Source organism: Rheinheimera sp. UJ51 (assembly GCF_020819615.1).
Taxonomy (GTDB): Bacteria; Pseudomonadota; Gammaproteobacteria; order Enterobacterales; family Alteromonadaceae; genus Alishewanella; species Alishewanella maricola.
In genome coordinates, this window is record NZ_JAJHOG010000018.1 from 20,850 (window position 1) to 47,658 (window position 26,809).

The following is a 26,809-nucleotide window of genomic DNA, read 5'->3' on the forward strand; positions in this document are numbered from 1 at the left end:
AAAATGGCTAATTATCGTGCTGGTTATCAAGGTGATAGAACGTCGCCTGCACATAGTCTCGAGGATCGCCGCTGTTGTTTTGGTTATAAACACCCGCTTTGAAGTACATATATTGATTATTCCTGTGGTAGCCACTTTTACTCATATCGATGGATTTAGTGATATTGGCTTTGCCAGGACGAATGATAGTGACAAACAACACACTGTTTTCCACTGTAATTTTATAGCTGAACTTTTCATTCAATCCGATGCCATCTTCGGGATCGGCTAAAGTGTGGGAGCGCGAGCCGATCATATTCACCCAGACGTCATCGCCGCCATTGATCTCATGCGCAAAATAAATAGAGCCCTTTTCATTATTAGGAAGTTTTCGGTAATAAAGTCGAATGGGCTCATCGTCTGTTGCATGGATCTGGCCAATGATCACTCTGCCGACTTGTTTCTCATCGCCCGTTATCGATACCCTATTAACGGCAAGCGTTGCTTCTAGGCTGCCTTCAACAGCGCCAGCATTGCGTTTAACTGAACCATGCGCTTGGCTAAAAACCCAGTTATTCTTGGTTATACCTTGCGTCTTGATCTGAGTATTGCCGCGCCTGAGCATTTCGCGCAACTCTGTTCTGGCATACTTGGTATTGCTTGAAGTTTTGGCACCTTCATTTGGACTGGCGAACACCATACCGCCATCCTCGGCGGTGTAAAACAACGGTTTCAGTTCAAAGCCATCAGCTAATGCCCGCTCGTAAACAATGTCTGCTTTTTTATCTTTGTTCAGATCCGTCGGCAGCGTTAAACTCCAATCCAGCAGGTCAAAGTTTTCACTGGGTTTTTTCGCAGGATCCAAATGCGTAAAATTTCCCAGTAATACCCCTTGCGCTAATTGTTGGTGGGATTCTGGCATTATAATATTGCTGTCACTCTCGTCATTTTCATTGGCGTAAGTGACGAAAACAGCCATTAACATTAAGCTCAGCGTCAACATGCGGTTTATTGTTTTCATTGTTGTTCCTTTTGCTCTACCAAGACGATACCCGAGTGCTTCTAAGTCACTGAATGGGTCATTTCTGCACCTTGTCTATTCAGCGCTTGATAGCAGGCGGCGGTAATGGCTTGCCAATTACCCTGTTCAACCCACTTGGCAGGTGCAACCCAGGTTCCACCTACCGCAAACACATTGCTCAATGACAAATAGTCCTGCATATTTTGCTGATTGACGCCACCGGTCGGACAAAAACGAACCGACTGGAATACCGACGATACCGCCTGCAAGAAGGGCACCCCGCCCGACAGTGAAGCCGGAAAAAGTTTCATTTCCGAGTAGCCATGCTCATACGCCAGCAAAATATCACCGGTATTAGACACACCCGGTAGCACCGGCACGCCACAGCTTGCCAATTCAGTCAATAGCGTCTTTGAGGTTGCTGGGGTGACAATGAAGTCAGCTCCGGCTTGCAGTGCCTGATTCAAGATCCGGGCATCGATCACTGTGCCTGCGCCGACTTTCAGTTGCGGCACTTCTTGCTTAATCGCCGTTAAAGCGGCAAGAGAAGCTTCTGTTCTCAATACCACTTCGACCAGAGTAAGACCGGCATCCGCCATAGCTTGGGCAATTTGCACACCTTGTTTCGTTGATTGCGCTTGAATAATAGGGAGTAATGTCTGTTTTGCCATCAGTTCAGAAAAACGCGTCATGTCTGAATATCTCTTTAATTAATAATGTATGTTGTTTTGCAATAACAGCTATATGCCTACTTCAGACATGGCCTGTTTGAATGCTGCCAAAGGCGCTATCGCGCCCGGGTGCTGTATCACCGTGCCGGCCGCTTTAGCGCCTAGTTGTACCGCTTCAAAGACCGATCGTCCTGACAAACGCGCCCCTAAATAAACGCCATTGAAAGCATCTCCAGCAGAAGTGGTATCCACAACATTGGTAACAGGGGTGATCTGGTGACTGTGCCGTTCTGTGCCAATTTGTGTGACAACGGATTTCGGCCCATTTTTTACCACCAATTCCTCCAGTTGATATTGCTGGCAAAAGTCTATCGCCTCTTCTGCAGACGCAATGCCATAAAGTACGCTGAGATCTTCAACGCCAGGTAAGGCGATATCACTTATTTGAAAGGCTTTATTAAACTGCTCAATTGCCGCATCTTTACTCGCCCAAAGCTGCGCCCGATAATTGGGATCAAACACCAGCTTCACGCCAGCCTGCTTTAAACGTGCCAGTTTTTGCCAAAAGGCGTCCCGGCTGTCTTCGTCAATAATGGCCAGCGGAATGCCGGAGAAAAAGAACATGTCCGCTGCCGTTAATTGTTCAACAACATCATCAGTTAGAAACTGCACCACTTTTTTGGCGGCGGAATCGTTACGCCAGTAGGTGAAACGCCGCTCACCCGCGCTATCGGTCTCAATGAAATACATACCCGCCACTTTGCTTGGATGTTGAAACACAAATTGTGTGTCTAAATCCTCACTCTTAAATCGGCTAAGCATTTTTTCACTGAGTCGGTCACGACCAATGGCGGTGATCATGGATACGGTTATTGTTGGAAAACAACGTTTCATATATACCGCTGAGTTATAGACATCACCAGCAAACGAATGCCCCATCGTCGAGTCATCCAGTTCTCTTAGTTCAACCATGCACTCACCAAGAAAAAATATCTTCGTCATGTTTTTACTCAGCTTTCTTTAAAGGTTCGATACGTGGGATCAAAATCCACACCGAGGCAGCTGCGGTAATGGCTAATGCTGCGCCTATCACAAACGCGGGAGTGTAATTGCCGTCTGCAGTAAGGTAAGGCACCAAAGAGGTCAGCCCCACTGCGCCTAACTTAGCCGCCATACCAGAAAACCCGGCTAAGGTACCCACTGCACGCTTGCTGTAAAGATCGCTAGGCAGTGTTTGCACGTTACCGATAGCCGTTTGGAAACCAAATAAAATCACGGCCATAATTAACACCGCAATAACAGGCTCTCCTGGATCGGCCATCGCAAGTAATGATGGCAACATAATTAAACAGCCCAAGGTGATGGTCAGTTTACGGGTTTTATCCGCACTCCAACCCGCGTTCAGTCTGTTCTGTGCCAGCAGGCCACCAAACCAGGCACCAAACATGGCACCCACATAAGGTACCCAGCCATAGATCCCGATAGACTTCACATCCATACCGTAAACTTCATTCAGGTAAATCGGGATCCAGAACACAAACAACCACCAAATTGGATCGATGGCCGCAGAAGCAATAATCACCCCCCAGCTTTCCTTGCGAGAAAGCAGCTCCTTGGTAGTAGGGTTATATTCTGCCTCTTCTGGCAAAGCTGCCTGCTCCGGCGTCAGTTTACGTTTTTGACCGGTCAGGATATAGTCGCGTTCTTCTTCGGTAATCCACGAATGCATGGCAGGTGGCGCTTTAACTAAAATCAGCCAAGGTACCAGCCAAAGAAAACCCACCAGACCGATAATCACAAACACCATTTGCCAACTAAAATAAACGGTAAGAAACGCAATCAATGGGATAGAGATAATGCCACCAATCGCCGCACCTGAGTTAAAAATACCCTGAGCTAATGCACGCTCTTTGATCGGAAACCACTCAGCATTACCCTTAGTGGCACCAGGCCAGTTACCCGCCTCGGCAACACCCAAGATCGCCCTGAAAATAGCGAAACTCATTACACCTTGCGCAAAGGCATGCATAATGGTCGCCAATGACCAGACACCGATAGAAAGCACAAAACCGATGCGGGTACCCACCCAGTCAAAAATCTTGCCAAAGATCGCCTGACCAAAGGCATAGGCGAACACGAACACCACAGAGATGTTTGCGTAAATTTGTTTGCGTTCCAGCGCCGATTTTTCAGGAAATAAATCCTCTACAATAGCTGGCCAGAGCACACTGAGCGATTGACGGTCAATGTAGTTGATGATGGTCGCCAGCGCGATCAACATCACCACCCACCAACGTAAACCTTTAATTTTCATGATTAATCCTCTAGAAAGTCTTCTCTGGGCGGGCTGAAGGTGTCAATTAAGATACCGCCGGTCGGACATACTGCACCGTGCTCCACAAAAGGAGGGATCAGGCAACTGTCGCCGGGTTTCATCACTTTGATTTCCCCACCAACATTAAAGTGAAACTCTCCTTCTTCCACATAGGTCACCTGTGAATGACGATGTTTGTGTACATAACCTTCGGCACCCTTGTCAAACCACACTTTCACCATCATCAGTTCGTCGTTATAACCCAGTAGCTGACGTTTTAAGCCGCCGCCCAAATCTTCAATCTCGGCCTCAGCGCCAGAGATAAAATGGTTACTTTGCTTGCTCATATGTCTTACTCCTCATCATCGTTCAGTGCAAAAACAGCCAGTCGACCGTTAATGACATACGATTGGTGTTGATATTGAAATTGTTGATTAACTGAACCCTCTGCCGCTTGGTTTATCGCAATCAGGTATGATTTACCTGCGATAGTGATATTGACCAACAGCAGTTCATCTTGTTGGCTGTAGCCAAGCTTAGTCAGCTGACTCTCTGCATCTAGCGTGTATTCCTCGCTCGGATTGTATTCGCCGTGAGGTTCAAGTATAGAAATGAATTGATGTTGTTTGCTGTTCTCTACTCTGCGGACAAAAGCTTGCTCATTGCGTAGATTAAAGTGAGGATCGTTGGCACCGATCTGGGTGAACAGAAATTCTTCCTGACCATTGACCAAACTAGTATGAGTATAGAAGCGTCCGTTCTCATTTAACCAAGACACCTTAGCCAGCCCCTGCTTGGGTAAACCACGGCCTTTAAGCCACAGATGCTGATAACCATTTTTAGTGCCTAGCGCCGAAAGCTGTTGGGTACTCACCGACAAATCAAAGTTCGTGTCAATAAGTTGGCCTTGGTAATGTAGCGGCAGATCCAGTTGATGGGTTTTTTCTGCAACAACATCAAATACATCCAGCACTATGGATTTTTTAAGTTCTGGTAAGTTAACCAACGCCATAGTCCGCTTTAACTGAACACCTTGGTAAGCCGTATCAATATGCGCGCGGGTAACAGAGCCAAACGGGCTGGTTTCAAAGTAATTAAGTACAGGCGAGTGTTGGTTGCCTACCTCAACGTCGCCGTCAAAGTGGCTGGTTTCATCCACCACCACCGTATTGTGAGACACCGTTTGCTTGGCGTAACTTTCGTTTTCAGGTAGGTAGCGGCCACCAAATTTGGCTTCAACATTCAGAAAACGCGCCGCACCATAATCAGAGACAATTTCTTTACCCAGGTCATAAAACTGCCAGGTGAGCTTGTCAAAGTGGCCATGGCCAAGACCTTGAGCTGCAGGTTTAAACAGTACGGCCTGATCACCCGCTAACTGGCTGCGCATAATCACTAGCGCGCCTTGCTTGCCATCACTGCCATCGCCAAAGGCTACGGAGTCAAATTGATAGGCTTCAGCCAAACCTTTATCCAGCGCTTGCGCCACCTTTAGGCCATCGCCAGAGAGAATAATCTGATCCTGTTGCTTAGCGATATCCAGATAGCCGGGCGCTTCTGTCAGGCTGTATGCCAGCGCAACGCCATGCACCAACTCAATGGTATCGATACCCTTACTTTTTATCGCATCGTTGATGGGGAAGAACAGACCGTCATAACTTAATTGAACAGTGGTATCGATAGCTTTTAATACAATCCCATCACGATACTGAAAGATCTTTCTTTGCGGTTGGTTATTTTCAATTGCTTTGGCAAAGGTAACGAAAGGCAATAACGCGTAACGCTGGTAATAAGGCCCTTCATTGTAGTAACCCTGAGGGGAAAATAATTCATCCAGTTGCTTTAAAAACCCGCCTTTGCCTGATTTTTCCAAATCGTAAAGCGCTTTTTCAACCCACTCTGGCTCGTTCATCACATAACCGGCCATACCCACCCCGGCGGTTGCCCAGGTACCATGGTTATGCACTTTGTTAAAGGTAGAGGGCTGCCCCTCTGACAAAAACAGCGCAACAGGCTTAAGCAGCTTGGTTTCAATGCGCTTTCTGTCTTGTGCATTGAGCGCACTGTGAACAAAATCGTAAGCCTGGATGGTATGTACCAACCAAACGGCCTCATTTAAACTTTGCCAAAACAGCTTGCCGGGATTTTGTGACTCCACTTTTCGTGCGGGGTGCACATCTAATGTTGGATACAACTTTGCATAAGCCAGCAACATATCACGTACATAATTGGCATAAGTTTTATCTTGGCTAAGCTGATAAATAATGCCGGCGTTGTACATTAGCTGATAATTTTTCTTATGCTGTTCATGGGTAAAACCGCCGCCACCGTCCTTCGGTACAGGAACATTGATAGGCTGAGCCAAATGCAGATCAACTTGGCTTTTTAGATCGCTATACGCTTTAGAGAATCGTCCTGGCTTAGAAATGGCCTTGCGCATCTCGGACACATCAGCGGGTGTAATGACCAAATTAGGATGAGCCGCTTGCACAGCAAATGGCAGTATAAAGGCCAAGGTAACCAGCACCAGCGACGTTACTTTTGACAGTAATTTTGACATGTTCATCTGAAGCTACCTCTTGTCAGTATTTATGGTTTTGTTATCGTCAATGACTGCCGTGTGCGGCCCTTCAACCCTGAGTTCAGTGACAGTGGGTGCTTGGGTGGCATCAAAAAGATTGCTCTTAATGACCGTTATGGGCTCACCTACCGTATGCTCTACCACTATTGGCGCAGACTTAACTAGCGTGTTTTGCAGAATGTTAGCAACCTGCACACCGTGCAAATACAAGCTGGATTTATTTTTGTTGCGCTTACCATAACCCACTTGGTTTAACGTGTTATCTGCCATATGCAAAAGCGGCCCAAATGTGCTTTCATCGGTACCACCACGATAAAGCTTAACCACCGCACCCTGTACATTGTTAAAGGTGTTGTTTTTTACCGTGACATACTCGGCGTTATAAATTCCCAAATCTTCAATTTCAGTATTAAGAACCAGAATATCGCCGGTCACATTGTCAAAAGTGTTACCCATCAGGGTGATCTCATCGGCAAAGGCGCCCTTGCCCGTGACGAAGAAATCAAAGGTATGATTGATATCCAGCGCTAAGATGTGTGAGTTCAGCAGCACAAAGCGGTAGTTATCAACCATGCCCCATTTTTGCGTGCGAACCACGGCATTACCCGCCGAGTCCGGACTATTTGCCCCAGAGATCACTAAGCCCTCAAGTTTCAAACTGCCGCCGTTCTGAATTTCAAACAAGGCGGAACGTTCAAAGGTTAACGTGGCTTGACCTGCTTGTGCCGCTTTGATGGTTAAGGTTTTACTAATTTTGATCAGTTTTGAGACATCATATTGACCATTAGCCAGCACAATAACGTCACCTTCACCGGCTTGGTCTATTGCCGCTAATAAAGCCGTTGCGCCCTGTGCCACTTGATGTGTTTGACCTGAATCGAATGTGACAAACCCAGGCGATTTCGGATACCAACTTGCCCCAGTATCTTGTTTGGACAGTACCTTTAAGTCGCGCTTCGCCCCGGCATTTAGCTTGCTCGACACGGGATAAAGCAGGCCGTTTTCAGCTTTTTTAAGGGCGACGTTCTGGCGTTTTACCCCGTAGCTCAGCGCGGCTGGCAGCTCGGTATTGGCAATATTACCGGAGAGTTTTATGCCGCTTACATCATCAAACAGGCTGAAAGGCTGCTGTTTATTGGTATTGATAATCAGGTTATCTTTCATCACGGAGTTGATAGGCACTGCGGTGCGTTCGGCATCGCTACCGGCCGCCAAGTGCATGTGATCAACGTCTATAAAGCTGTTGTTAACGATAAGGGCGTTTTCGACCTGATGATAGCGGTTGATGGATGAGTTCGGGACACCATTTAGCACCGTAAAGCCACTGCCAAATCGATAGCCTTTTAAACCTTGCAGATAATTGTTACGGATCACCTGATCTTTGTTGATAACACGTATCCCACCAGTGTGTTCCACGCCATTACCCAAAAATATATTCTGCTCGACGATATTACCGTTACCATGGCGCAGGGTCAGCGTACCGCGGGCCTCAAAGAACACGTTGCCACGCAGGGTATTTTTGCCGGACTTGATCGAGATAATTTCTACTTCACCGTTGGTGCGTTCGAAGTAATTGTTTTCAACCAAGGTATAAGAATCGGTAAGCGAATAATGGCTGGTGCCAATACGCAATGTTTCGCCACCATTAGAGCCAAAGGTAGGGCGATAACCAAAGTAGTTGTGATCAATCTGGTGATAGTTTTGCTGACTCTTTTCGCTGTTTAATCGGACAGCAATGGTAACGCCTCTATTACGTTTTCCCACAAAATGACTGTGGTCTAACCGATTATGCTGCCCATATAAGGCTACCCAATAATCCGATTCCTGCTTATCCGGGTTGTTATAGTTATCGATAACCACTTCCGTCACCCGTGAGTGGAAGGCTAACGCATTACTGTTTTTGCGAAACTCAATAACGGCACTGCTGGGGGTATAACCGTTTTTAAACACCAAACCAGAAACGGCTAGATGCTGGCCGGCTAACCGAAGATTAGACAGGCCAGACAGGATCACTTGGCCCTTGGTTTCTGCCGTTAACGTTATGGGCGCATCAGCCTCACCTTGACCTTCTAGCAGGATCTCAAAGTCTGTCCATACCCCGTTTTTCAAGATGATCTTGTCACCTGCAACCAGTTTCGATGAAATCGCCTTGTACTCGTCTTTGCTCGCGACAAAATATTCAGTAGCGAATGCAGCAACTGATACTGGGACTAATATCAGCGCCAGGCAAATGTTTAACAGATAATCTTTGAATAAACGCATTATGGTTTTTGCACCTCAATACTGAGACTCGCTTCATTGCTGCAGGAGCGTGAAGAGAGGGAGTTACTTCCTGCGCTAATAAATTCCATCTTATTAGCGCCTGATTCACCGTCGATGCTTCTTTAAAACTGAGCGGCGATCCTCTTCGAGGAATGGATAGCTCGGATAGCGTCGACAGGCTGACAAACCGCGTTATTTGTTAAGTTCGCGGTAGTAATCGAAGATCTCTGGCACGTTGCCGTTGCCCATGCCAGCATCGAATGCGGCTTGCAAATCACTTGATGAGCCCTTGGCAATCTTTGATTCGGTACCAAGGTCTTCAACCATTTGCAGGAAATAGCCAAGGTCTTTGTTAGCATTAGCCAGTGAAAACCCAAGATCACTCACATTGTCTACTGCATAGTGCTTACAGAACTTCATAAAGGGTGAGCTAGAAGGCCCGGTCGACATAATGTCGAACAGTTGTTGCCGATTAACACCAGCACGATCAGCAATAGCAAATGCCTGAGACATGGCGCAAACGGTCGTCATACCAACGAAGTTGTTGATAAGCTTTGTGGTGTGGCCGGCACCCAATTCGCCCAAATAAAACACGTTTTCGCCTTGATCTTGCAACACCGGCTGCACTTTGTTGAAGGTGTCTTGATCACCGGCAGCCATAATATTCAGTAAGCCATCTTTAGCATGTGCCGGTGTACGACCTAAGGGGGCGTCGATCATACCCGCGCCTTTTTTGGCAAGGTCAGCACCGATTTTGCGCGTTGACGCTGGAATAGAAGTACCAAAGTCTACCAGTACCGCCCCGGCTTTAATGCCTGCGAGAATACCCTCTTCACCGTAAACCACTTTTTCAACAATAGCTGAGGTGGTGAGACAAAGCATGACGATATCAACTGATGCGGCCAGTTCCTTTGCCGTGCTTGCTGTAGATGCACCTCTGGCAACACAGGCTGCAACTGCGTCTTTGTTAAGATCCATTACAGTCAGCTGATAACCTTTTTTCTGTAGATTTTCGACCATGTTGCCGCCCATAAGGCCAAGGCCGATAAAGCCGATCGTTGGTTTTGACATTGTTCACCCCTAATTTTTTTGCTGCACTGACAATGGTGCAAAGAAACGTTTGTACACCACAAAAAATTGTGTTGTTGCATTGTTGCAACGCGTAAATGCTGTTGTAGAACTAACAGGTACCGACCGCAAATTGCTTGACCAAAGTCATAAGCTTACCACCCGGTATGACAGCAAAGCTATTTACTTCTTGCCAATTTGTCAACCAATTTCTTGGTTAAATTATGATAAAAGCACTTAAACATAGCTTACCAAAAGTAAAAATGAGCGGAGCAAAGGCACAAAAACCTCTTTTCATTTAATGCAAAAAAGCCTGCACCCTCTCCGCTAACCCACGACTTTAAAGGGAAGTTAAGATAAATTATTTTAATTACTGAGATCGCGAGCAAGGTAACAACCAAAACACTGCCATGCGGCTAGCGCCAAACTTGTGGTAATAACTAAAACCAGATATTGGTAAGATAGTTGTGTACATCTAGCGACGACATTCATACAAAATACCAAGATTTGGCCGCCGCATGTCGGTTTAATGCGGCAACTATTGCCGAGCGAACACCATTTTAAAGAGGCATAACACTCCAATAAGAGACATTGCGGGGGGTCGGGGAAGTACAATTTTGGTGGCAATATGTCGATTTAACCCAACGAACTGCTTTTTAGCCGACTCGATTTAGCCTACTAGAGTGTTTAAGACTTATTAAACCAGGGCATCACGCAATAAATATTGCGCTAATCGCAGGTCAATTAACTCATGTGTTAACGCCGTGAGCGCTTCAATATCAGCAGGACGAACCTCAAAGTTAGCGGCAAACCGCCCTGCATTCAAAACAAACCAGGGCTTGCTAGCCGCTTTATCTTGCTTGGCATAAAAATGGATTGGGTTCTTACACCAATACTGGTGCCATTTTTCACTGTTATTGTCTTGCCTAAGTGCAGCCGGAACGTCTTTCTCTACTAAATCGGGTCGGCGCCAAATTTGTTGCCGGCTTTGTTTGGCTAATTGGTGAGTACTGACGGGCGCACTAAACCCATCTAACGCTAAAAAAGCCCGCAGCAAGATCATTTTAAAGCATTTGGTCATGCCGGTCGTTTCGACACCGTCGCGTAACCAATTGCCATAGCGCTGAAGCAGCAACGCCATTTCGGCATCTTCAGTTTGCTCTGCCACTAAGTTAAACCAGCTACCGTGTTTATCCCGCACTTTTTTGATATCGAACCCTGCTAGCACAAACTCTGCCGCAGTGGGGCGATGCCCAAGCTCTAACTGCAATTGTTGAAAATCTTCAGCCGCCGTGTTTTTCACTTTACGCACTAACTGCTGCCAAAAATTGACCACTTCAGGTGCAAAATTAATATAACAACCTGGCGCTATCTTTGGCTGTTTTGCCAATGTACTGGTAATGGCTTTAACACCACTCACGTTATACAGCGCTGCCGGTTTATTTAAAAATGACTGATGGTTACCAATAAAATCAAGCACCACCAAATGCGTTTTGCCGACGTGTTCAGCTTGGCGTAGCCCACGACCTAATTGTTGTAAAAACAAAATCTTTGACTCTGTTGGTCGTAACATCAACACCGTATCAATAGCGGGTAAGTCAGTTCCTTCGTTAAATAAATCAACCGAAAACAGCACACTCAGCTGCGCTTGCTGCAATTGGCTTAATGCTTCATTGCGCCGTAATACACTACCTTGGTAAACCGCAGCCGCGGCGATGCCCTGCGCATTAAAATACTCGGCCATGTAATCGGCGTGTCGGCGTGACACACAAAAGGCCAAGGTGCGCTGTTGTTTGTGTTTTTGCCAGTGCTCAAAAATGTGTGACGCCCGCTTGCGCGTTGCGAAGGCGCTGTCTAAGGCTTTGGGATCAAACTTACCACTGCGCCATGGGATCTCTTGGTAATCAACAAACTGATCGTAAATGCCATAATAATGAAATGGCGCCAAGATACGGCTTTCGATGCCATGCACAAGATTGCGTTCAAACACCAAATTGTTATCACACAGCGCCAGAATATCCGCCTGATCACTGCGCTCAGGCGTGGCGGTTAGCCCCAAAAGAAATTCAGGGGTAAAATAATGTAATAATGCCTGATAACTGGGGCTGGCAGCATGATGAAATTCGTCGACAACCACATAATCAAAGTGATCAGGTTTAAACTGCTGCAAGTGCGCTACTTTACTTAACGTTTGGATAGACGCGAATAACAAGTCAGCCTCGGGTGCTTTTTCTGAACCGAGATATAGACCACTACTTTTATTCGGGTTTAACTGACTAAAGCTTTGCTGCGCTTGCAATAAAATTTCTTCACGATGGGCCACAAAAAGCACACGTTTGACGGCCAATTGCTTGGCGTCAAACGCTGCCAGCCAGGTTTTACCCATGCCGGTTGCAAGAACCACTAAGCCGCGCATATACCCTTGTTGACGGCTCTCGGTTAACGCCGCTAATGCCAACAACTGTGCCTCATTTGGCGTAAAACGCGGCTCTTCTTCAATAACCGCATCCACTAACTGTAAGCGTTGTTGTTTATTTTGTTGGTAGCGCTGCAAATAAGCCGCCCACAGTGCTTCTGTTAGTGGCTGGCTTTGTGGGTGACTAAATATGGCAGCAAATTGCTGGCGAATATCAGTAAACTGGCACTCAACAGCATATTTCTGCTGAAAATCATGGCGTAATGTCCACTCATGAGAATTTAGCAGTGCTGTACGGCTAATGTTATTGGAGCCAATATAAGCGCAGCCCTCTTCCATCACCCCCTCATAGCCTTTGACAAAGATATAGGCTTTCATATGAAACGGCGTGTTAGCTTGGCAACAAAACAGTTTCACTTGGGCGCCTTGCTCGCAAAGCAGCAACAGCTGGCGTAATGCCTCTGGCGAGGTGATATGCAAATAATCAGAGGTCAGTATTTTGATTTTAGCGCCAGCGCTTAACGCATCGGTTAACGCTGGCAACAGCAACTGCAAACCCGATGGCTGAATAAACGACACACTGATTTCAACTTCTGTGGCATGATTAATTGCCGTTAATAACTTGGGTAATAGCGGGTCATTTGCGCCACCTGTAGTAAGCACCTTACCTTGGAATAACTGCTGCACCATCAGGCAGTTTTCTCCAAAATCGCATTTAACCATTGCTCATCTGCGCGACCTGGACGAGCATCGGCGGTGATCCAAACTTTTTTTATACGCAAACCAGAACCATCTAAGAATGCAGCTAAGCGCGCCTCATTGGCGTTAGTAAATTGCCGCCCTGCTTTGGCATAGTCGTTGTCACCATACTTGTAAGAGCAGTACAGGATCCCTTCGGGCTTTAGCCATTTCGCTAAATGCTGAAACGTAGCTTGCTGCTCAGCTTTGGGCACGTGCAACAGCGAAGCACACGCCCAAATAGCATCAACGTTTATCGGAGGGGTAAAGCGAAGAAAGGTACTATGTGCCACCGCGATACCGGTAACTTGTTCAGCGATGTCGACCAGCGACTTACTGGCATCAAAGGCCAATACCTGAAACCCTTTAGACAGGAAAAAGCGACTATCCCTACCTGCACCGCAACCGGCATCGACGATAACACTACCCGGCGCCAGCAACGGCAAAAACTCGTCATAAAGCAACGTCATATCGACACTGAGGGTGTCATGCGCAAAACTCGCTGCTTGCTGATCGTAATAACTCACCGACATAAAACCGTCTCAATCCATGATGTTGTTTAGTATTATCAATAAAGTGTGATTTGAGCAACGTATAAATCTGTGCGCTAAAGTAATTTTGACACGTGCTTAGCCTGCTTTCATCAACATCACTTTCGCCATATCAACCACCCACCCGCCGCCAGCAGCAGAACAAAAGATAAGCCAAACCATCTAAAGTGCCGCTGATAATCGCTTTCAGCTTGCACACTTAGGGTTAGGCTTGATGGCAATTCTAAATTTTTATTTTCAGCTAAATAGGCCTCGAGAATTGCAAAAGTGGATTGTTGTATCTGCTGATCGTTTTGCTCAATTGCAGGGCTAATGTTAACGACAGTGTATTGCTGTTTTTCCCATTTTGTGATGAATTGCTGGCGTTGTTCCGCTTTATGGTCTGCACATTTTACAAAGTCAGTTTCAGACAAGGTTTTTTGCCGACAATGCGTTGTCACTTGGTAGAAATCAGCCCAAGCAGCCGCTTTGCTTCCACTAAAAATAGCATTTTGTGCCGACCAATCGGGCATATCCTTCAGTGCTGACTTTGCCGGTTCAGACAACGAAGTAGTCATAGGTGTGTAGATATTTTCTGAAGTGTTTTGCAGTGAGTGATTTACAGAGGGTGATGCTTGATTGCAACGCAGGCCGATGATCTGAAATAACTCGCGGTCTCGCTCATTTAACCAATTACCTTCAGCGACACCATAGCCTGCATTCATGCGTTTACGAATGTATTCTCTTTCATTTTTTAACTCATTACATTGCGCTTGGGAATACTGAGTTGAAGCGATTAGGGGATTATGAATAAGCATGAGTACTGCAACCAATATCCATTTCATGTTCGGGCTCCTTGCCTTCGATCAATTCAACGCTTATTTACATCGACGCTAATTATAACACGCAATAACAATTCAACTAAAAGACGGCCCTGCTGCTTGCGATTAATGAACGTTACTTTACCATCGGTTATCGCGATACATAATTAAAACTCGTAACCAACGGCTGGCTTAAGCGTGGTAAGACTGACTTCAACGGTCTTACCAAGCTCTATATTATTAGTACTCACACCTACCGTGATTTGCCCTTTCAACAGAGAGACAAAGCCGCTCAAGCACCTCAACACTCGCCATACCACGGCACAATAATTTATCACCTTGCAACCTAAAACTGCAATTCACTGCTGCGAACAGTGTCAAAAAACACCAAGCAATAAAATCCCCTGTTTTAGCCGCGTCGTTGCTTCGAACGCGGGACCTCCGCCAATGGAAAAGAGCTCGCCTTAATTACCCCTTTTAAAATTGATGCCACAGACCCACCAAAACCTATGATTATATTGGGGTTTGTGTAATAAAGGCCAATCAAAGAAAAGCCCGCAAATAGAGCGCTACATGAGTAAAGACAAAGAAATGACTATCAATGAGGCTCTAGAGCGGCTCTATGAGGAACGCGTGAATCCCTCTTCATCCCGTATTCTTAAATAAATATAATTACCTAATGGACATTTTTGATCATTTACTTAGCTAATCGCTAATAACATCACGAGTCTGAACTAACCTATATAACTCTCAAAACAGTTTTAATTACGATTATGAACAGCGCTAACGTGATATTAAATGACTCGACTGCTAGGCGCAGTCTTAGGCTTCTTCATGCCATCAATCTTCTCCATCAACGTGGCTACCAAAACTTAGCCATTTTTCCTTATATGTCTGCTAGCGGTTTTTATTGGCGACTACAACTGCTGCCCATTCAAGCACTTTATATCTCTATAGAAGGTGAACTCGCCTGCTGCTCCTTAGGTGAGCGGTTAGAGGCTTATCATTCAAGTGGGGCAACAGGTAACCAATATTTTGGTTGGGAGGACTGTAAAAACCATACAGCTGAACAACTTGCTGACGCCATCGAAAATAGGTTTCCAGAGCTAATGGCGTTCTGTAAGGCGAACAATGCTCGTTATATCGGCTGGTTTAATACCATGCTCACCTTTGCAAGAGTAGGCGCATTGCCACTCGCTTTTCGAGAGTATTCTAAGCCCCCCACAAACGGCATGCTCTCAACATTGGACGATATTGTTATCCCGTTACCCGATTTGCCTGTCGCTTTTACTATTAATGGTAAAGACTATATCCAACGCGCTTATACCACCCTTGAGTGGCAGGTTATTAATTGGCACGAGGCGTACCAAAGCATTATTGATTCAATAGTGGCTGGCAACAATATGGTACTGCCTAAAATGCCATTAAAAACAGCAGAGATAGAGGAATTTGGTGCTTACTGGGAAGGCGCAGTGTATTGGTTACATCAACACCTGCATGTAACCACTTTTGCTGAATATCTTGCGTTTCTTGAGTCACCAAAACGCCATAAATCCGGCTCGCTATTTATGCAGGCATTTAATAATCAAGGCCAGCTTCAGTACCTCACGGCATTTTTTGCAAAAAGACAGTTAATCACTAAAAAATTACGTTCGAATAAGGAGGGACTGTATTGGACTCAATGGTTACAAACCTTCGAACTACACGCTAAAGCATCTGATTTAAGAAAAATACCGAATCCTTATTTTGGTGGTGATAACGCTCTGCATTTGGGACTAGGCTTACCTAATACAAAAACTCGTCCTTCGTATTTAATATGCTCTTAATTAACCAACGTATCGGCTGTCTTTATGAGATGTTTTGTTCAAACAATATATTTGCTTTGAACGTCAACCAGAAATTTTACTAAGAGCATTAATTTAAAAAAGGGCAAAGGTCAATTTTGTGCATGATTTGGCAAGATAAAAAATAGGATGGTCACGATATGGTCACAATGTGGTCACAAGGCATAAAAAAACCACCTGACTTTAGCATAAGTGGTTGATTTATAAGGCGCAACCGCCGCGATTACTCGGGCTGTCCTGCCCTCGCCCTTCGGGCCAGCGGAGCTGTTCAAAAACGTTCCAGACGTTTTTGTCGAACAACGCGTTCTCACTGGGCAAAGTGCCAAAAACACAAAAACCACCTTAAGGTGGTTTTGATGTTTTATGGTGCACCCGCCGCGATTCGAACGCGGGACCTCTGCCTCCGGAGAGCATAAAATTTTCAAGGGAGATAAAAAAGGAAGGCGCGACATAAAAATCATTAAAAACAATATTTTACTGGCAGAAACTTGCTGGGAGACAACTAAAATCCATACTCAATGAGCGCCCATATTACACCGGTTTATACCACTTTAAAACAATTAATTTGTCACACTATTGCACTTTTAAAAATAACATTTTAGATTACTGCTCTGAGTTGAAAATGTCACCGTTCACATATCTGCTCAAAATATAATCAGCTCTACTTGTATGCACTAAGGACTAGGCAATGAACCAATTCATTCATGTATCTTTTGAACAACTTAAAGGTATCCACCCAAGTCTTAAAGAGCAGATTTCTCAGCTTTATGGATTAATGTATAACGCAAACATTAACGACATCTCATTTAACAGCTTGTCACGCTTACTAGAAGTATTCCCAATAGCTGTAGTTAAAAAAGGTACATCTGAAAATGATTACTTCGTTGTAAGTGGATTTAGACAATTCGAATTACTTAGTGCCTGTCATGCCGCTTCGAAACTGGATTCATCGTTTGATATCGATCAGCTAAATATGTTTAAAGTAATACTAAAGAAAAAACAGAAAAAAGAAGAACTATTACAATTTGCATTAGACGACATAGCAGGCGGAGCGTTGTTGTTTTCATTAGGAACCAAGGTCAGCGCACAACTAGAAATCATCAAGAGTTATCTCAAACCATCAATTCTGGACGATTACCCTAAATACAAACAAAAAAGAAATGTGTAACTTGCCTTTAGAAGTTGGATGAATAATCTTGTATAAAAAAGCATTAAAAGAATTAGGTATTAAAGATGATGAAGAAATCAGTTGGTTTTCTTCTTTATTAACCGAAATTGATGCTCCTAGTTCACTAGATGGCATTATTGGGGTGCTCAAAAATATTAGAGCTGCATTCGATGACATATGGATGGACGACATACACAGAGACATAGCGCTAACTAAAAGGATCCAATATCTTCTTGAGGCATCTGATAGCTTATTGGGCATAATAAGAAATAATGGAAACCCTAAGAAATATAAAAGAAATAATGAAAAAACTGAACTCAATGAATTATTCCGAGGCTCTCTTACGGATTACCCCTTTTACCCTATCTTCTATTTAATAAACAGAAAAAATGCTAGCTTTTTCAAATGGATTAGGCACGTTTTGCTGATGCTAAAGTATCTTGTTAGAAACAAAAATGATGATACTGAACGCTTTAAGGATTATGAATACAACTTATTGAGTGTCTTCTTTAGAAGACTAACAGTAGACACAACCGCTATAACCTGGCTTGAAATGATGGATTGCCGAAAATGTCAAAACCTATCTGAATTCATTGGCTTTCTTTACAACTACAGAACATTTTACAAAAAAACCAATAACTTAAATCACATCTCACTTCTTAGTCCAGGATCTCTATCATCTGAAAGCAAATCAGATAATGCAATATATCTCTACCATGAAATAACCAATTGTATAAAGGTCCTTGAGATACCTTTAGGCAAGCGAAAAAATAGAAAACAGATTTCTAAGATTAAAAGAAACCACGCTAACCCTAAAGAGTCGATCAATAACCATGGTGTTACAGAACTAGAGAGAGACGTCATTGTTCAAATTGAAAGTCTCGCGAATGGAACGAAAGATGACGAGGTTTACTCAATTCAGCAAGTAAGTATGAGTGATGATATCGACGATGCCGGCGAAGAAGTGTTTGAGCAACAACATGAACAACTTTATGTATTCACTGATCACGAGCCTGTTGAAGCTTATATAGCTGCATTTCATGGCAAAAAAGTAGCAAAGGGAGTAATAAAAAAGATTGAGAGGCAACATCATTACCTGAAAACTGAAAATCGCACATTATCTAATACAGAAGTTAGTCGAATATTAAATTTTTGCCTTTCTCCAAAAGAAGGCCCTGATAAGTTATTTGCTGCATTTTATCTAGCTATGATATTTTTTTCAGGCCAAAAAGAACATGATTTATCAAACACTGACGTAAGCTATATAGACTCAGCAAAATCATATCCTCATGTGAATCTTAGCAAAAACACTTTCGTGATACCTGCTTTTAAAATTCAGTATTCCTCAGACAGTAACCATGAATGTTCAATCAAATACTCAGAATTTTTGCATCTGCCTTTACCAAAGGTCTTATCAAACATCGCAGAAGAATTATTAGAGGGCTATTATTTATCTTCTAGCAGCCTTTTTCGGACATCAGCCACATATATAGATAATGTGGAGAAAGAATTAGGTATTAAAGTTATACGCTCGAAACTCGAAAATCACTTATTTTTAAGAGCATGCGCAATGTTTGGTAGTGCTTGTGCAACTCTTATGTTCAACAGACCGGCGCCAGGAAGTCAGGCAAGATTATATTACACCGCCCTCCCCATTTCTGTATTGCAAACAAGATATAGAAAACTCATTGAAGTCATATCACTCGAAGTAGGAATAGAAATCCCATTTTGTGATACAACAGACTCAAATGAATTAAATAAAACTTTTATTGGTTGTCGCGATTTGCCAACTTTTACGCAATATAAGCAGCTTATTAGCGGCATTCAAAATAAATTAGCCGACTTAAAGAAACGCCTCCCTCACTCAAAAACGACTAAACTCGATGAGAACAGTAATTGGACTCTTGATCCATTGATGCAGTTTCATAATTTTTATACAGCGTATTGCATTGTTTGCCAGGGATTATTATCAGGAATTAGACCTACACATGATGGGTTTATAAATATGTCTGAAATACTCGCTGACTCAAAAGTAGCCATAATAAGAGACAAAGACAGTGCAGACGAGTTTCATACTCGGACACTTCCGCTTCATCAATATGCGATTAAAATTGCACAAATGTATCGTAACCATCTCATGTCGATCTTAAGTCACCTTCATAGACTGGATTTACTCAGGAAATGGCAAGAGCTAGGGTGTCCCGAACCGTTTTTTTTTACAGCTTCCAACATAAAAAATGGCTCAGTAAAAGTAACTGTTAGTTCATATAGACCATATATTTATATCCAACAAACATCTGATTTTTTCAAACTACCAGCAAATAGCAATCGTAAGATTCTACGCTCATACTTTGAATTAAAAAATATTAACCCCATTTTCATAGATGCATTTCTTGGCCATAGCAATATCGGAGAAAGCCAATGGCATGTTTTTTCCACCTTGTCTATTAATGATATTCGAAAAGCAATTGAACCTTTGTTGGATGAGATACGCAAGTCGCTTGGTATCAAAGCACTTCAGGGTATCGATTAATGCAATTTCACGAACTGCCTGAGACACTACAAACATTAATCAAGAAGAATGCTGATAAGAAGTATTCAGACAAGCTCGTTAACTATTATGTATTAACACAAAATAAATATGATGAAATTTTTTGGCTCATGTATAGAACTCAACATCGAGACGAAAACGGTAAACCGATATCATCAAATCAAGCTACTCGTTTTATCCACTACCTAAATGAATACATTACCGCCTTATCAAAACAAGTACCGAATAGTATTAAACTCAGAAACCCCGTTCTAATTCGTAGACCCAAGCCACCGTTACGACACAAGTATGGCAATGATTTAAAGCTAATTGAACGACTTGATAAGACGTTTAAAAGTGAACCAGACTTATGCCTTAGCAAACCTAAAACGCTATCAGAGCAAAAATCACATGAATGGGATGCACGTTTTTACTTGGGTCAATTGATTTATTCTGCCATGCGGTTTGGCGGATTACTGCGCCTTGATTTAGTTAACTCATACTTTCATAACCTTACTCAGGGCAAACCTTTCTTTAAAGAAAATTTATGCTGGTTTGAATTAACAGGCTCTTCAAATGATTTTCATGTTTGGATACCAGATCCTGTAACTATGAATTTTTTACCCCGCTTTTACAAACATAGAAATTCTAATATAGATGAAATAAGTGACTTTCTAAAAAATACAAACTGGCGGTTGTGCCTGAATGCTTACCTAAAAAATATTGGTGACACATCACTTCGAAAACATCGAAATAAAGCTTTAGTTAGTCTATTAATTGCTAAATTGTCATTAACACAAACTCCGTGTCACTTACCTGTACTCGACGGGACACAACCCAATCTAACACTGCAAAGAAACTCCTTCTATCGTTTAATTGGTATTCATGAAAAGAAGGTAAGCAACTTAGCAATAGAAGAAATGAGAACATCATCCGTAACAGGCCCAAGGATTAGTGAAGACTTTAAGTTACCAGAATCAGCATATACAGACTGTGCCGAGGTTATGAAACAAGCCAAAGCGGAATTAAAAAAACTCTTAACGGTAACTCAGTCAGAACGTAATAACATTAATGAAAAAAAAATAACCTTTTCAGAAATCTCTAGTACCTTAAAAGTCATTGCCTCTAATTCTGAATATAATTTATTACCTATCACTCGATTGCTCATCTCATGGACGGCAACTCGTTTAACGTCCAACAGTCGTTGGTCTAATAAACTTAAGCCGTCTAGCTTACTATCATTTTTAGGTACTATTTTCTCCCCTATGAGCAGAGTTTTTGGCGCGAAACAAATACACCAATTGGAACCTTCTTCTTTAGATGAGCTATATCTTGAGATTATTGATGAAGCACCAAACTTACGTGGACAACTAAAACGAACTCGGATCCTTCGTGACTTTCATATTTATCTTGAAAAACAATACAACTTAACACCAAGTTACATTTTTTCTGGGTTTATTACTGATACTGTGAAAAAGACACAGATGATGGTAGATGCCAATATTCTAATGCCGACAGAGTATTTTGACCTACTTAGATTCATTTCTGAAAAGGCTACACAGGATAAAGTGCCAACTTTAAAGTATGCTCAAATCATATTATTAATTATTGGATTTAGATGCGGCCTTAGACGAAGTGAAGTTTATTATCTAAGGATATCAGACATTTATCCGATAAATGAAAATTGGAATGAAAAACGAGAAATTAAGATAACCAAAAGAACTGAAATGCTGATCCGCCCGTTTGAACAAAGAACGCTCAAAAGCTCTGCCGCAGAAAGAAGGATCCCAATTGGCCAACTACTCAATACAAGTGAAATAGGCTTTTTTAATCGTTATCTTGAAAAAAACAAAATCACAACACATACAACGTATCTATTTACCAACCCAATGACGAACAGTCTTTTTGATCAAGAAGAGTTGTTTAACCCTCTAGTCTCATTATTAAAACAAATAACTGGAGATGACTCTTTTCGCTATCATCGACTCAGGCATAGTTTCAACACATGGATTTTTTGGTATTGGCAGCAGCATAAATATCAATATGATTTCCCATTGGTTTCGTATCTCAGTCATGAGTACATGAAGCATCTTATTGACGCACGTAAGGTATATTTTCAAGGTAAAGGTGAACACGAAATTCGCAGCGAGTTGTTTGCAATAAGCCTTTTGACAGGTCACTCAGGGCCATCTATAACCATATTGCATTATATGCATTCTTTTCAATGGGCCTATCACGCCGAGTTTTGGAAAGAGCAATGGTTTTCGCCTGATACATCAGCAAAATTACTCGATATTCCACGTAGAACATATTTTGATAAACTTAAAAAAGTTGGTTTTCACATGACCTTGTTAGATGCTATTTCGGAATATTGTCAACGTCCTGAGATTGCAGAACATGTTAAACGTGAATTAACTTTTACTACAGGAAAACAAACCGCGTTAGCTGAATTAGAACTGTATGAAGCATTATTGACGTATAACGAATGGTATTTGTTTCCTTTTCATTTAGGTAAAACAAGCATATGCCCTCCGCCATACGAATGGGCCAAGAAAAATAGCATTAATGAAAAAAAATTTGAAAATGCAGTTAGACTTCTTAACGAGCTTCAAAATAAGAAATGGCCAGGTAAATATGGAGCGTCAATTAGAACAGAAACTAACCTTTCAACTCATAATAGTTTCGAATTAGAGTATGGTGATGACAATGTTATTTATCCCTATTTTACTCTAAGAAAAAGTCCTATTCATAACTTTGCAAAAGCAACCATTAATTTTATTATCCCACATTTTTTATCACTCAATAACCATGATAAAGAAAGCGTCCTTGAAGCGTGTAAAAGAACACTGATGTTTCAAACAAAAGACTGGGCTAGTGCACAATTTTGGGAGGCTGATGATCTATGGTTGTACCTTGAACAACTGTATCCATTGCTAGTTAAAATCCACACTGCATATCAATTCAGATGTCAGATCCGTGCCCGCCGGGAACATCCAACATCAAGTTGGCATGACTTAATTGATAAATGGGCTACTCCGAATAAATTTAAGCACTTTTTTTCAACCAAATTTACACCTTACATAGACACAGGTGTTGATGGGTACGCTTTATTTACTGTTGAACGGCTAAACCATGAAGAATTAGGTCACAAAGTGGGAGACCATGGTTTTTTTGTCTCGCTAGCGCTTATATATTTCAGCTATGCTGAGAGTAATTACCCACTGCCACCAAATGAAATTATTTAAAATGCAAAATGCCAATGCAAGATTACCTAATGACAAATCCAAGTTAAAAAAATGAGGTTTTTTTGGTGAGCAATTAAAATGCCTGCTTCTTGTGAAACCATCAAATTGAGTGGCGAGACATTACCAAAATTTACATGCTTTGAGTCCAATCGAATTAAGTGGGCACTTAATCAGTATTATTATTTTAATATCCTCGTAAGTTAGAGATGATGATATGTTTTTCAGTACACAGGTCGTGTATGGATATAGCGTTCTGTAGCAGAATATTCATAAACTATACAAAACACTCTGGAACTACAAATGTTTTGTCAGCTAACTCAATTAGCCCTGCATCAGTTCCATGTGGGTCATCACAATAAACATCTATTGAATCCGGACTTCCTAATATATTCATTTTCATCCATTCCCTGAGATAAACACCTTTTCCAACTCCAGCGTTTACTCTCGTAACACCCTTACTACAGATCTCAGAGGAAATAAGCTTGACTGATTCAACCTCCAACAGACTTCTATCTTTCAATGCGGACATTGCACCTTCAGCTATAAATCTGATATTTGCCGTGCTAATTAAAACGACATGACCATGTTTTGTCGCACTGTCATTAATCACTTTTAAAGCCTGTTTATAGTAAAGCCCATTTTTAATCAGAATGGACATTTTTTTATAGCCAAGCGTCCGTAACTCACTATCCCATCCTGCCCCTCTTAAATTCAGATATGTTCTACAAAGCTCAAGCACCGATTGAGCTGAATTAAACCCGTTGCCATTTTTTTTGACAATCTTGTTGATACTTTCGAATTGATTTTTGTCTAATATGTCGTTAAAACAACTGAAGAAAAGGTCATTACCAGGATGTGTGATTGTCCCATCAAAGTCGAAAACAACTAATTTACTTACCATTTAGTGTCCTTGCTGATTCTGCGAATGCTTTGAGCCAAATGTCAGAAATTAAGCCACCGAAGATACTTTATTTAATGTTCGGTAAACTCTCAGTAACCCTTTTTCGAGAGTGCGTTTTTGAAATATAAAATTTTGCAAGTTGCAGTAAATTCACAGTACTCCATAAGTATCGAAAAATTTTTCGATTTACCATGATTAGTAATTTCGATAAAGATATGTATGGTTTGCGATAAATTTATGGGGACAACCTAGAAATTAACAACACTAACCCAGATTCGCATCAACATTATGCGATGATGCAAGCACTTTTTGCTTATAGAAAGATAAGAATAGCCAACATGCAATTTAGCATTTTCACAACTAAAGCATTATTAATACGACTTTTAAAATTGCAATTTAAGTCACTATACTGCATTATCGGTCACTCAAACAAGCGTTAAATTTCAAGATAGCGCAAACTCACAGATCCACGGGACATTAATTTTGAGCCACTGACTAATTTATTGGACATTTTATGACGGTAAAAACTAGAACTCTGTTGAAAAGCTTTAGCCTAATTGCGTGCGGAAGTTTATTTCTAACGGCATGTATCTCGACTATTGATCGCGGTGATTCAGTAAACGGTAAGTCGAAAACTTCAAGCCCTACTCAAGTAATGGCTTATGGTCGTTTTGTGCCTGAGCGCAGTGACGATTTTGCTTGGGAAAATGATAAAGTAGCGTTCAGGGTTTATGGCCCAGCAGCTCCACTGAAAGGTCATTCAAGTGGCGTAGATGCCTGGTTCAAAAAGGTGGATTATTCAATTATTGATAAGTGGTATGAAGGATTTGTAAATGGTATTTCATACCATATAGACTATGGCGAAGGTTATGACCCCTATCATACTGGAATTAGTCGAGGCGTTGGAGGCTCAGCTGTTTGGCTTGATGGCAAGGCCTACGCAGCACACAGTTTCAAGCGCTATGAAATCTTGGAGAATAGTGGCGATAAAATCTCCTTTAATCTAACTTACGAATGGTATACCCCCTTAGGAATTGTCAAGGAAGAAAAAAATATCTCTTTGATTATGGGATCTCAGCTCTATCAGGTCGAGTCCACTTTTACTCTAGATGGCAAACCCGCTTCATTACCTATCGCGATTGGTGTAGCCACCCATGATGAAAAAGCTTCCGTTCATCACAACGAAAACACCGGAAGGATTGCAGCCTGGGAAGTGATCGATGGAAAAGGTGTAGGCACAGGAGCATTATTGGCGCCAAGTCAGCTTAAAGAAATTAAACATACTCCCAGCGAAGTCAAAGACGAAAGTCATATCTGGCTAATTACCGAAACTGATGACAATGGAAAACTTTCTTATAAAGCAGGTTTTGCCTGGGAAGGTGCTGGTGACATTACCACGCTATCTCAATGGCTGCTTTATTTAGATCAACAAGCTATTAAATAGGTCAGAGTTATGGAAAAAATCGCTTTTACAATGACATTACTGCCCGGCTTTGAGGCTGAATATAAAAAACGTCATGATGAAATCTGGCCGGGACTTGCCGCGATGCTTAAACAATCTGGTATATCAGATTATTCTATCTACCATGATAAAAAGACCAACACTCTTTTTGCGGTATTGAAACGCACGACTGATCATAAAATGGATGAACTACCACTAACACCCATTGTAAAAAAATGGTGGGCATTTATGGCGGACATTATGGTTACCCATGCTGATAACTCGCCTGTCGTCACTCAACTTGACAATGTTTTCCATCTGGAATAGTTAAATTGTTATATAAAATAGCAATTTACACTATATTTGACCAACCAAAGTGTTTCTGTTCTGGCAGTATAGAATAGAGTCCTCAAAAGCACATAAGCTATAATTATTAATAGCAGTTTACCTGTTCTCGATAATCTTAGAGCAACCCCAATCATGTTGAGGTTGCTCTATGCCACCTACCTAAGCGACAGGCTTGCTCACCTTTTCTACTCTTGTAACTTATTCCCTTTATAAAAGTAGTAAAATAGCAAATTAATAAGCAAAATCAGCATCGCAGGCAAGACAGTGTTGATGAACGAAGCGAACCCAAAATAGTTCAAGGGAGAATTAACTCAGTATGAATTCTATTAACCAATAAGCAGGATCTGTCTACCTCTTTAAATTATCAGGGTACTCATCATGAAACGCACTAAAGAACAATGGCTAGCCTTATTCGCCGAGCAAGCCCAAAGTGGCCTCACTCAATCGGCATTTGCTAAATGAAAAGGGATTATCTCGACCTATTTCAATCTCCGTAAACGCCAGTTGTTGGCTCATCAGAATGTTGACACCGGTTTCATTGAATTAGCACCACAAAGCTCGCCACTGGCCCGGCATATCCTGCTAAGCAAGCGTGATATGGAATTGTAGCTTCCAGCAGAGACGGATGCACTGTGGTTAGCCGCCTTGTTCAGGGCACTTTGACCATGAAAATGTTCCTCGATGTGCCTAAGGTCTATTTGTGCGTATTTCGGGATGATCCGGCCAGCGATTTCGGCATGAGTCGGCCACCCATTTCGGTATCATCCGGCCACTGATTTCGGCCTCATCCGGCCACCTTTTTCGGTATCGTCCGGCCAGTTTGTTCTTCCTTCGTTTTACGGACTTTGGCATAACAGTTTTTTAACTGTTCGCCGGAGTAGTCATGACACGTAAAAAGAAAATGGTAAGGACAGATATGCACACTTATCTG

General features: G+C 42.4%; 18 protein-coding genes. 6 read left to right on the plus strand and 12 right to left on the minus strand.

What is annotated here, in order from left to right; all coding sequences use genetic code 11:
* Positions 1-7: 7 nt before the first annotated feature.
* The 11 genes from LMJ53_RS15735 to LMJ53_RS15785 all read right to left on the minus strand — a co-directional run bounded on the left by LMJ53_RS15735 (position 8) and on the right by LMJ53_RS15785 (position 14,425).
* Positions 8-1,000, minus strand: coding sequence for a polysaccharide lyase family 7 protein (locus LMJ53_RS15735; protein ID WP_229588248.1), 993 nt, complete (start codon positions 998-1,000; stop codon positions 8-10).
* Between the two features lie 41 nt (positions 1,001-1,041).
* A complete protein-coding gene (gene eda / locus LMJ53_RS15740) occupies positions 1,042-1,692 on the minus strand; it encodes a bifunctional 4-hydroxy-2-oxoglutarate aldolase/2-dehydro-3-deoxy-phosphogluconate aldolase (RefSeq protein WP_229588250.1) in 651 nt (216 codons plus the stop codon).
* Positions 1,693-1,740: 48 nt separating this feature from the next.
* Positions 1,741-2,673: a sugar kinase gene (locus tag LMJ53_RS15745; protein ID WP_267867543.1), complete on the minus strand. Its 933-nt coding sequence runs from the start codon at positions 2,671-2,673 to the stop codon at positions 1,741-1,743.
* 4 nt (positions 2,674-2,677) lie between these two features.
* Entirely contained in the window at positions 2,678-3,985 is a 1,308-nt protein-coding gene (locus LMJ53_RS15750; protein WP_229588254.1) for an MFS transporter, read from the minus strand.
* Positions 3,986-3,987: 2 nt separating this feature from the next.
* Positions 3,988-4,332: a cupin domain-containing protein gene (locus tag LMJ53_RS15755; protein WP_229588256.1), complete on the minus strand. Its 345-nt coding sequence runs from the start codon at positions 4,330-4,332 to the stop codon at positions 3,988-3,990.
* A 5-nt stretch (positions 4,333-4,337) separates the two neighbouring features.
* Positions 4,338-6,551: a heparinase II/III domain-containing protein gene (locus LMJ53_RS15760; protein WP_229588258.1), complete on the minus strand. Its 2,214-nt coding sequence runs from the start codon at positions 6,549-6,551 to the stop codon at positions 4,338-4,340.
* Positions 6,552-6,557: 6 nt separating this feature from the next.
* The gene (locus tag LMJ53_RS15765; protein ID WP_229588260.1) at positions 6,558-8,828 is read right to left on the minus strand and encodes a polysaccharide lyase 6 family protein; all 2,271 of its coding nucleotides are present in this window, start codon (positions 8,826-8,828) and stop codon (positions 6,558-6,560) included.
* 192 nt (positions 8,829-9,020) lie between these two features.
* Positions 9,021-9,899, minus strand: coding sequence for an NAD(P)-dependent oxidoreductase (locus LMJ53_RS15770; protein ID WP_229588262.1), 879 nt, complete (start codon positions 9,897-9,899; stop codon positions 9,021-9,023).
* 694 nt (positions 9,900-10,593) lie between these two features.
* The gene (locus LMJ53_RS15775; protein ID WP_229588264.1) at positions 10,594-13,035 is read right to left on the minus strand and encodes a DEAD/DEAH box helicase family protein; all 2,442 of its coding nucleotides are present in this window, start codon (positions 13,033-13,035) and stop codon (positions 10,594-10,596) included.
* A complete protein-coding gene (locus tag LMJ53_RS15780; RefSeq protein ID WP_229588266.1) occupies positions 13,002-13,583 on the minus strand; it encodes a class I SAM-dependent methyltransferase in 582 nt (193 codons plus the stop codon). Before LMJ53_RS15780 ends, LMJ53_RS15775 begins: the two co-directional genes overlap by 34 nt.
* A gap of 116 nt (positions 13,584-13,699) precedes the next feature.
* Positions 13,700-14,425: a hypothetical protein gene (locus LMJ53_RS15785; protein WP_229588268.1), complete on the minus strand. Its 726-nt coding sequence runs from the start codon at positions 14,423-14,425 to the stop codon at positions 13,700-13,702.
* 764 nt (positions 14,426-15,189) lie between these two features.
* Between LMJ53_RS15785 and LMJ53_RS15790 the strand changes: the two genes are divergently transcribed.
* The 4 genes from LMJ53_RS15790 (at position 15,190) to LMJ53_RS15805 (ending at position 23,188) form a co-directional block, all read left to right on the plus strand.
* On the plus strand, positions 15,190-16,227 hold the full coding sequence (locus LMJ53_RS15790) for a hypothetical protein (RefSeq protein ID WP_229588269.1): 1,038 nt from the start codon (positions 15,190-15,192) through the stop codon (positions 16,225-16,227).
* Between the two features lie 706 nt (positions 16,228-16,933).
* The gene (locus LMJ53_RS15795; RefSeq protein WP_229588271.1) at positions 16,934-17,413 is read left to right on the plus strand and encodes a hypothetical protein; all 480 of its coding nucleotides are present in this window, start codon (positions 16,934-16,936) and stop codon (positions 17,411-17,413) included.
* A 28-nt stretch (positions 17,414-17,441) separates the two neighbouring features.
* The gene (locus LMJ53_RS15800; RefSeq protein WP_229588273.1) at positions 17,442-19,946 is read left to right on the plus strand and encodes a hypothetical protein; all 2,505 of its coding nucleotides are present in this window, start codon (positions 17,442-17,444) and stop codon (positions 19,944-19,946) included.
* Entirely contained in the window at positions 19,946-23,188 is a 3,243-nt protein-coding gene (locus LMJ53_RS15805) for a hypothetical protein (protein WP_229588275.1), read from the plus strand. Before LMJ53_RS15800 ends, LMJ53_RS15805 begins: the two co-directional genes overlap by 1 nt.
* Before the next feature lie 274 nt (positions 23,189-23,462).
* On the opposite strand, the gene LMJ53_RS15810 is transcribed toward LMJ53_RS15805, so the two are convergent.
* The gene (locus LMJ53_RS15810) at positions 23,463-24,089 is read right to left on the minus strand and encodes a haloacid dehalogenase-like hydrolase (protein ID WP_229588276.1); all 627 of its coding nucleotides are present in this window, start codon (positions 24,087-24,089) and stop codon (positions 23,463-23,465) included.
* A 514-nt stretch (positions 24,090-24,603) separates the two neighbouring features.
* Here LMJ53_RS15810 and LMJ53_RS15815 point away from each other — a divergent pair.
* Complete coding sequence (locus tag LMJ53_RS15815) at positions 24,604-25,533, plus strand: DUF4861 family protein (RefSeq protein ID WP_229588278.1); 930 nt, start codon at positions 24,604-24,606, stop codon at positions 25,531-25,533.
* A gap of 9 nt (positions 25,534-25,542) precedes the next feature.
* The gene (rhaM, locus tag LMJ53_RS15820; protein ID WP_229588280.1) at positions 25,543-25,857 is read left to right on the plus strand and encodes an L-rhamnose mutarotase; all 315 of its coding nucleotides are present in this window, start codon (positions 25,543-25,545) and stop codon (positions 25,855-25,857) included.
* Positions 25,858-26,809 lie beyond the last annotated feature (952 nt).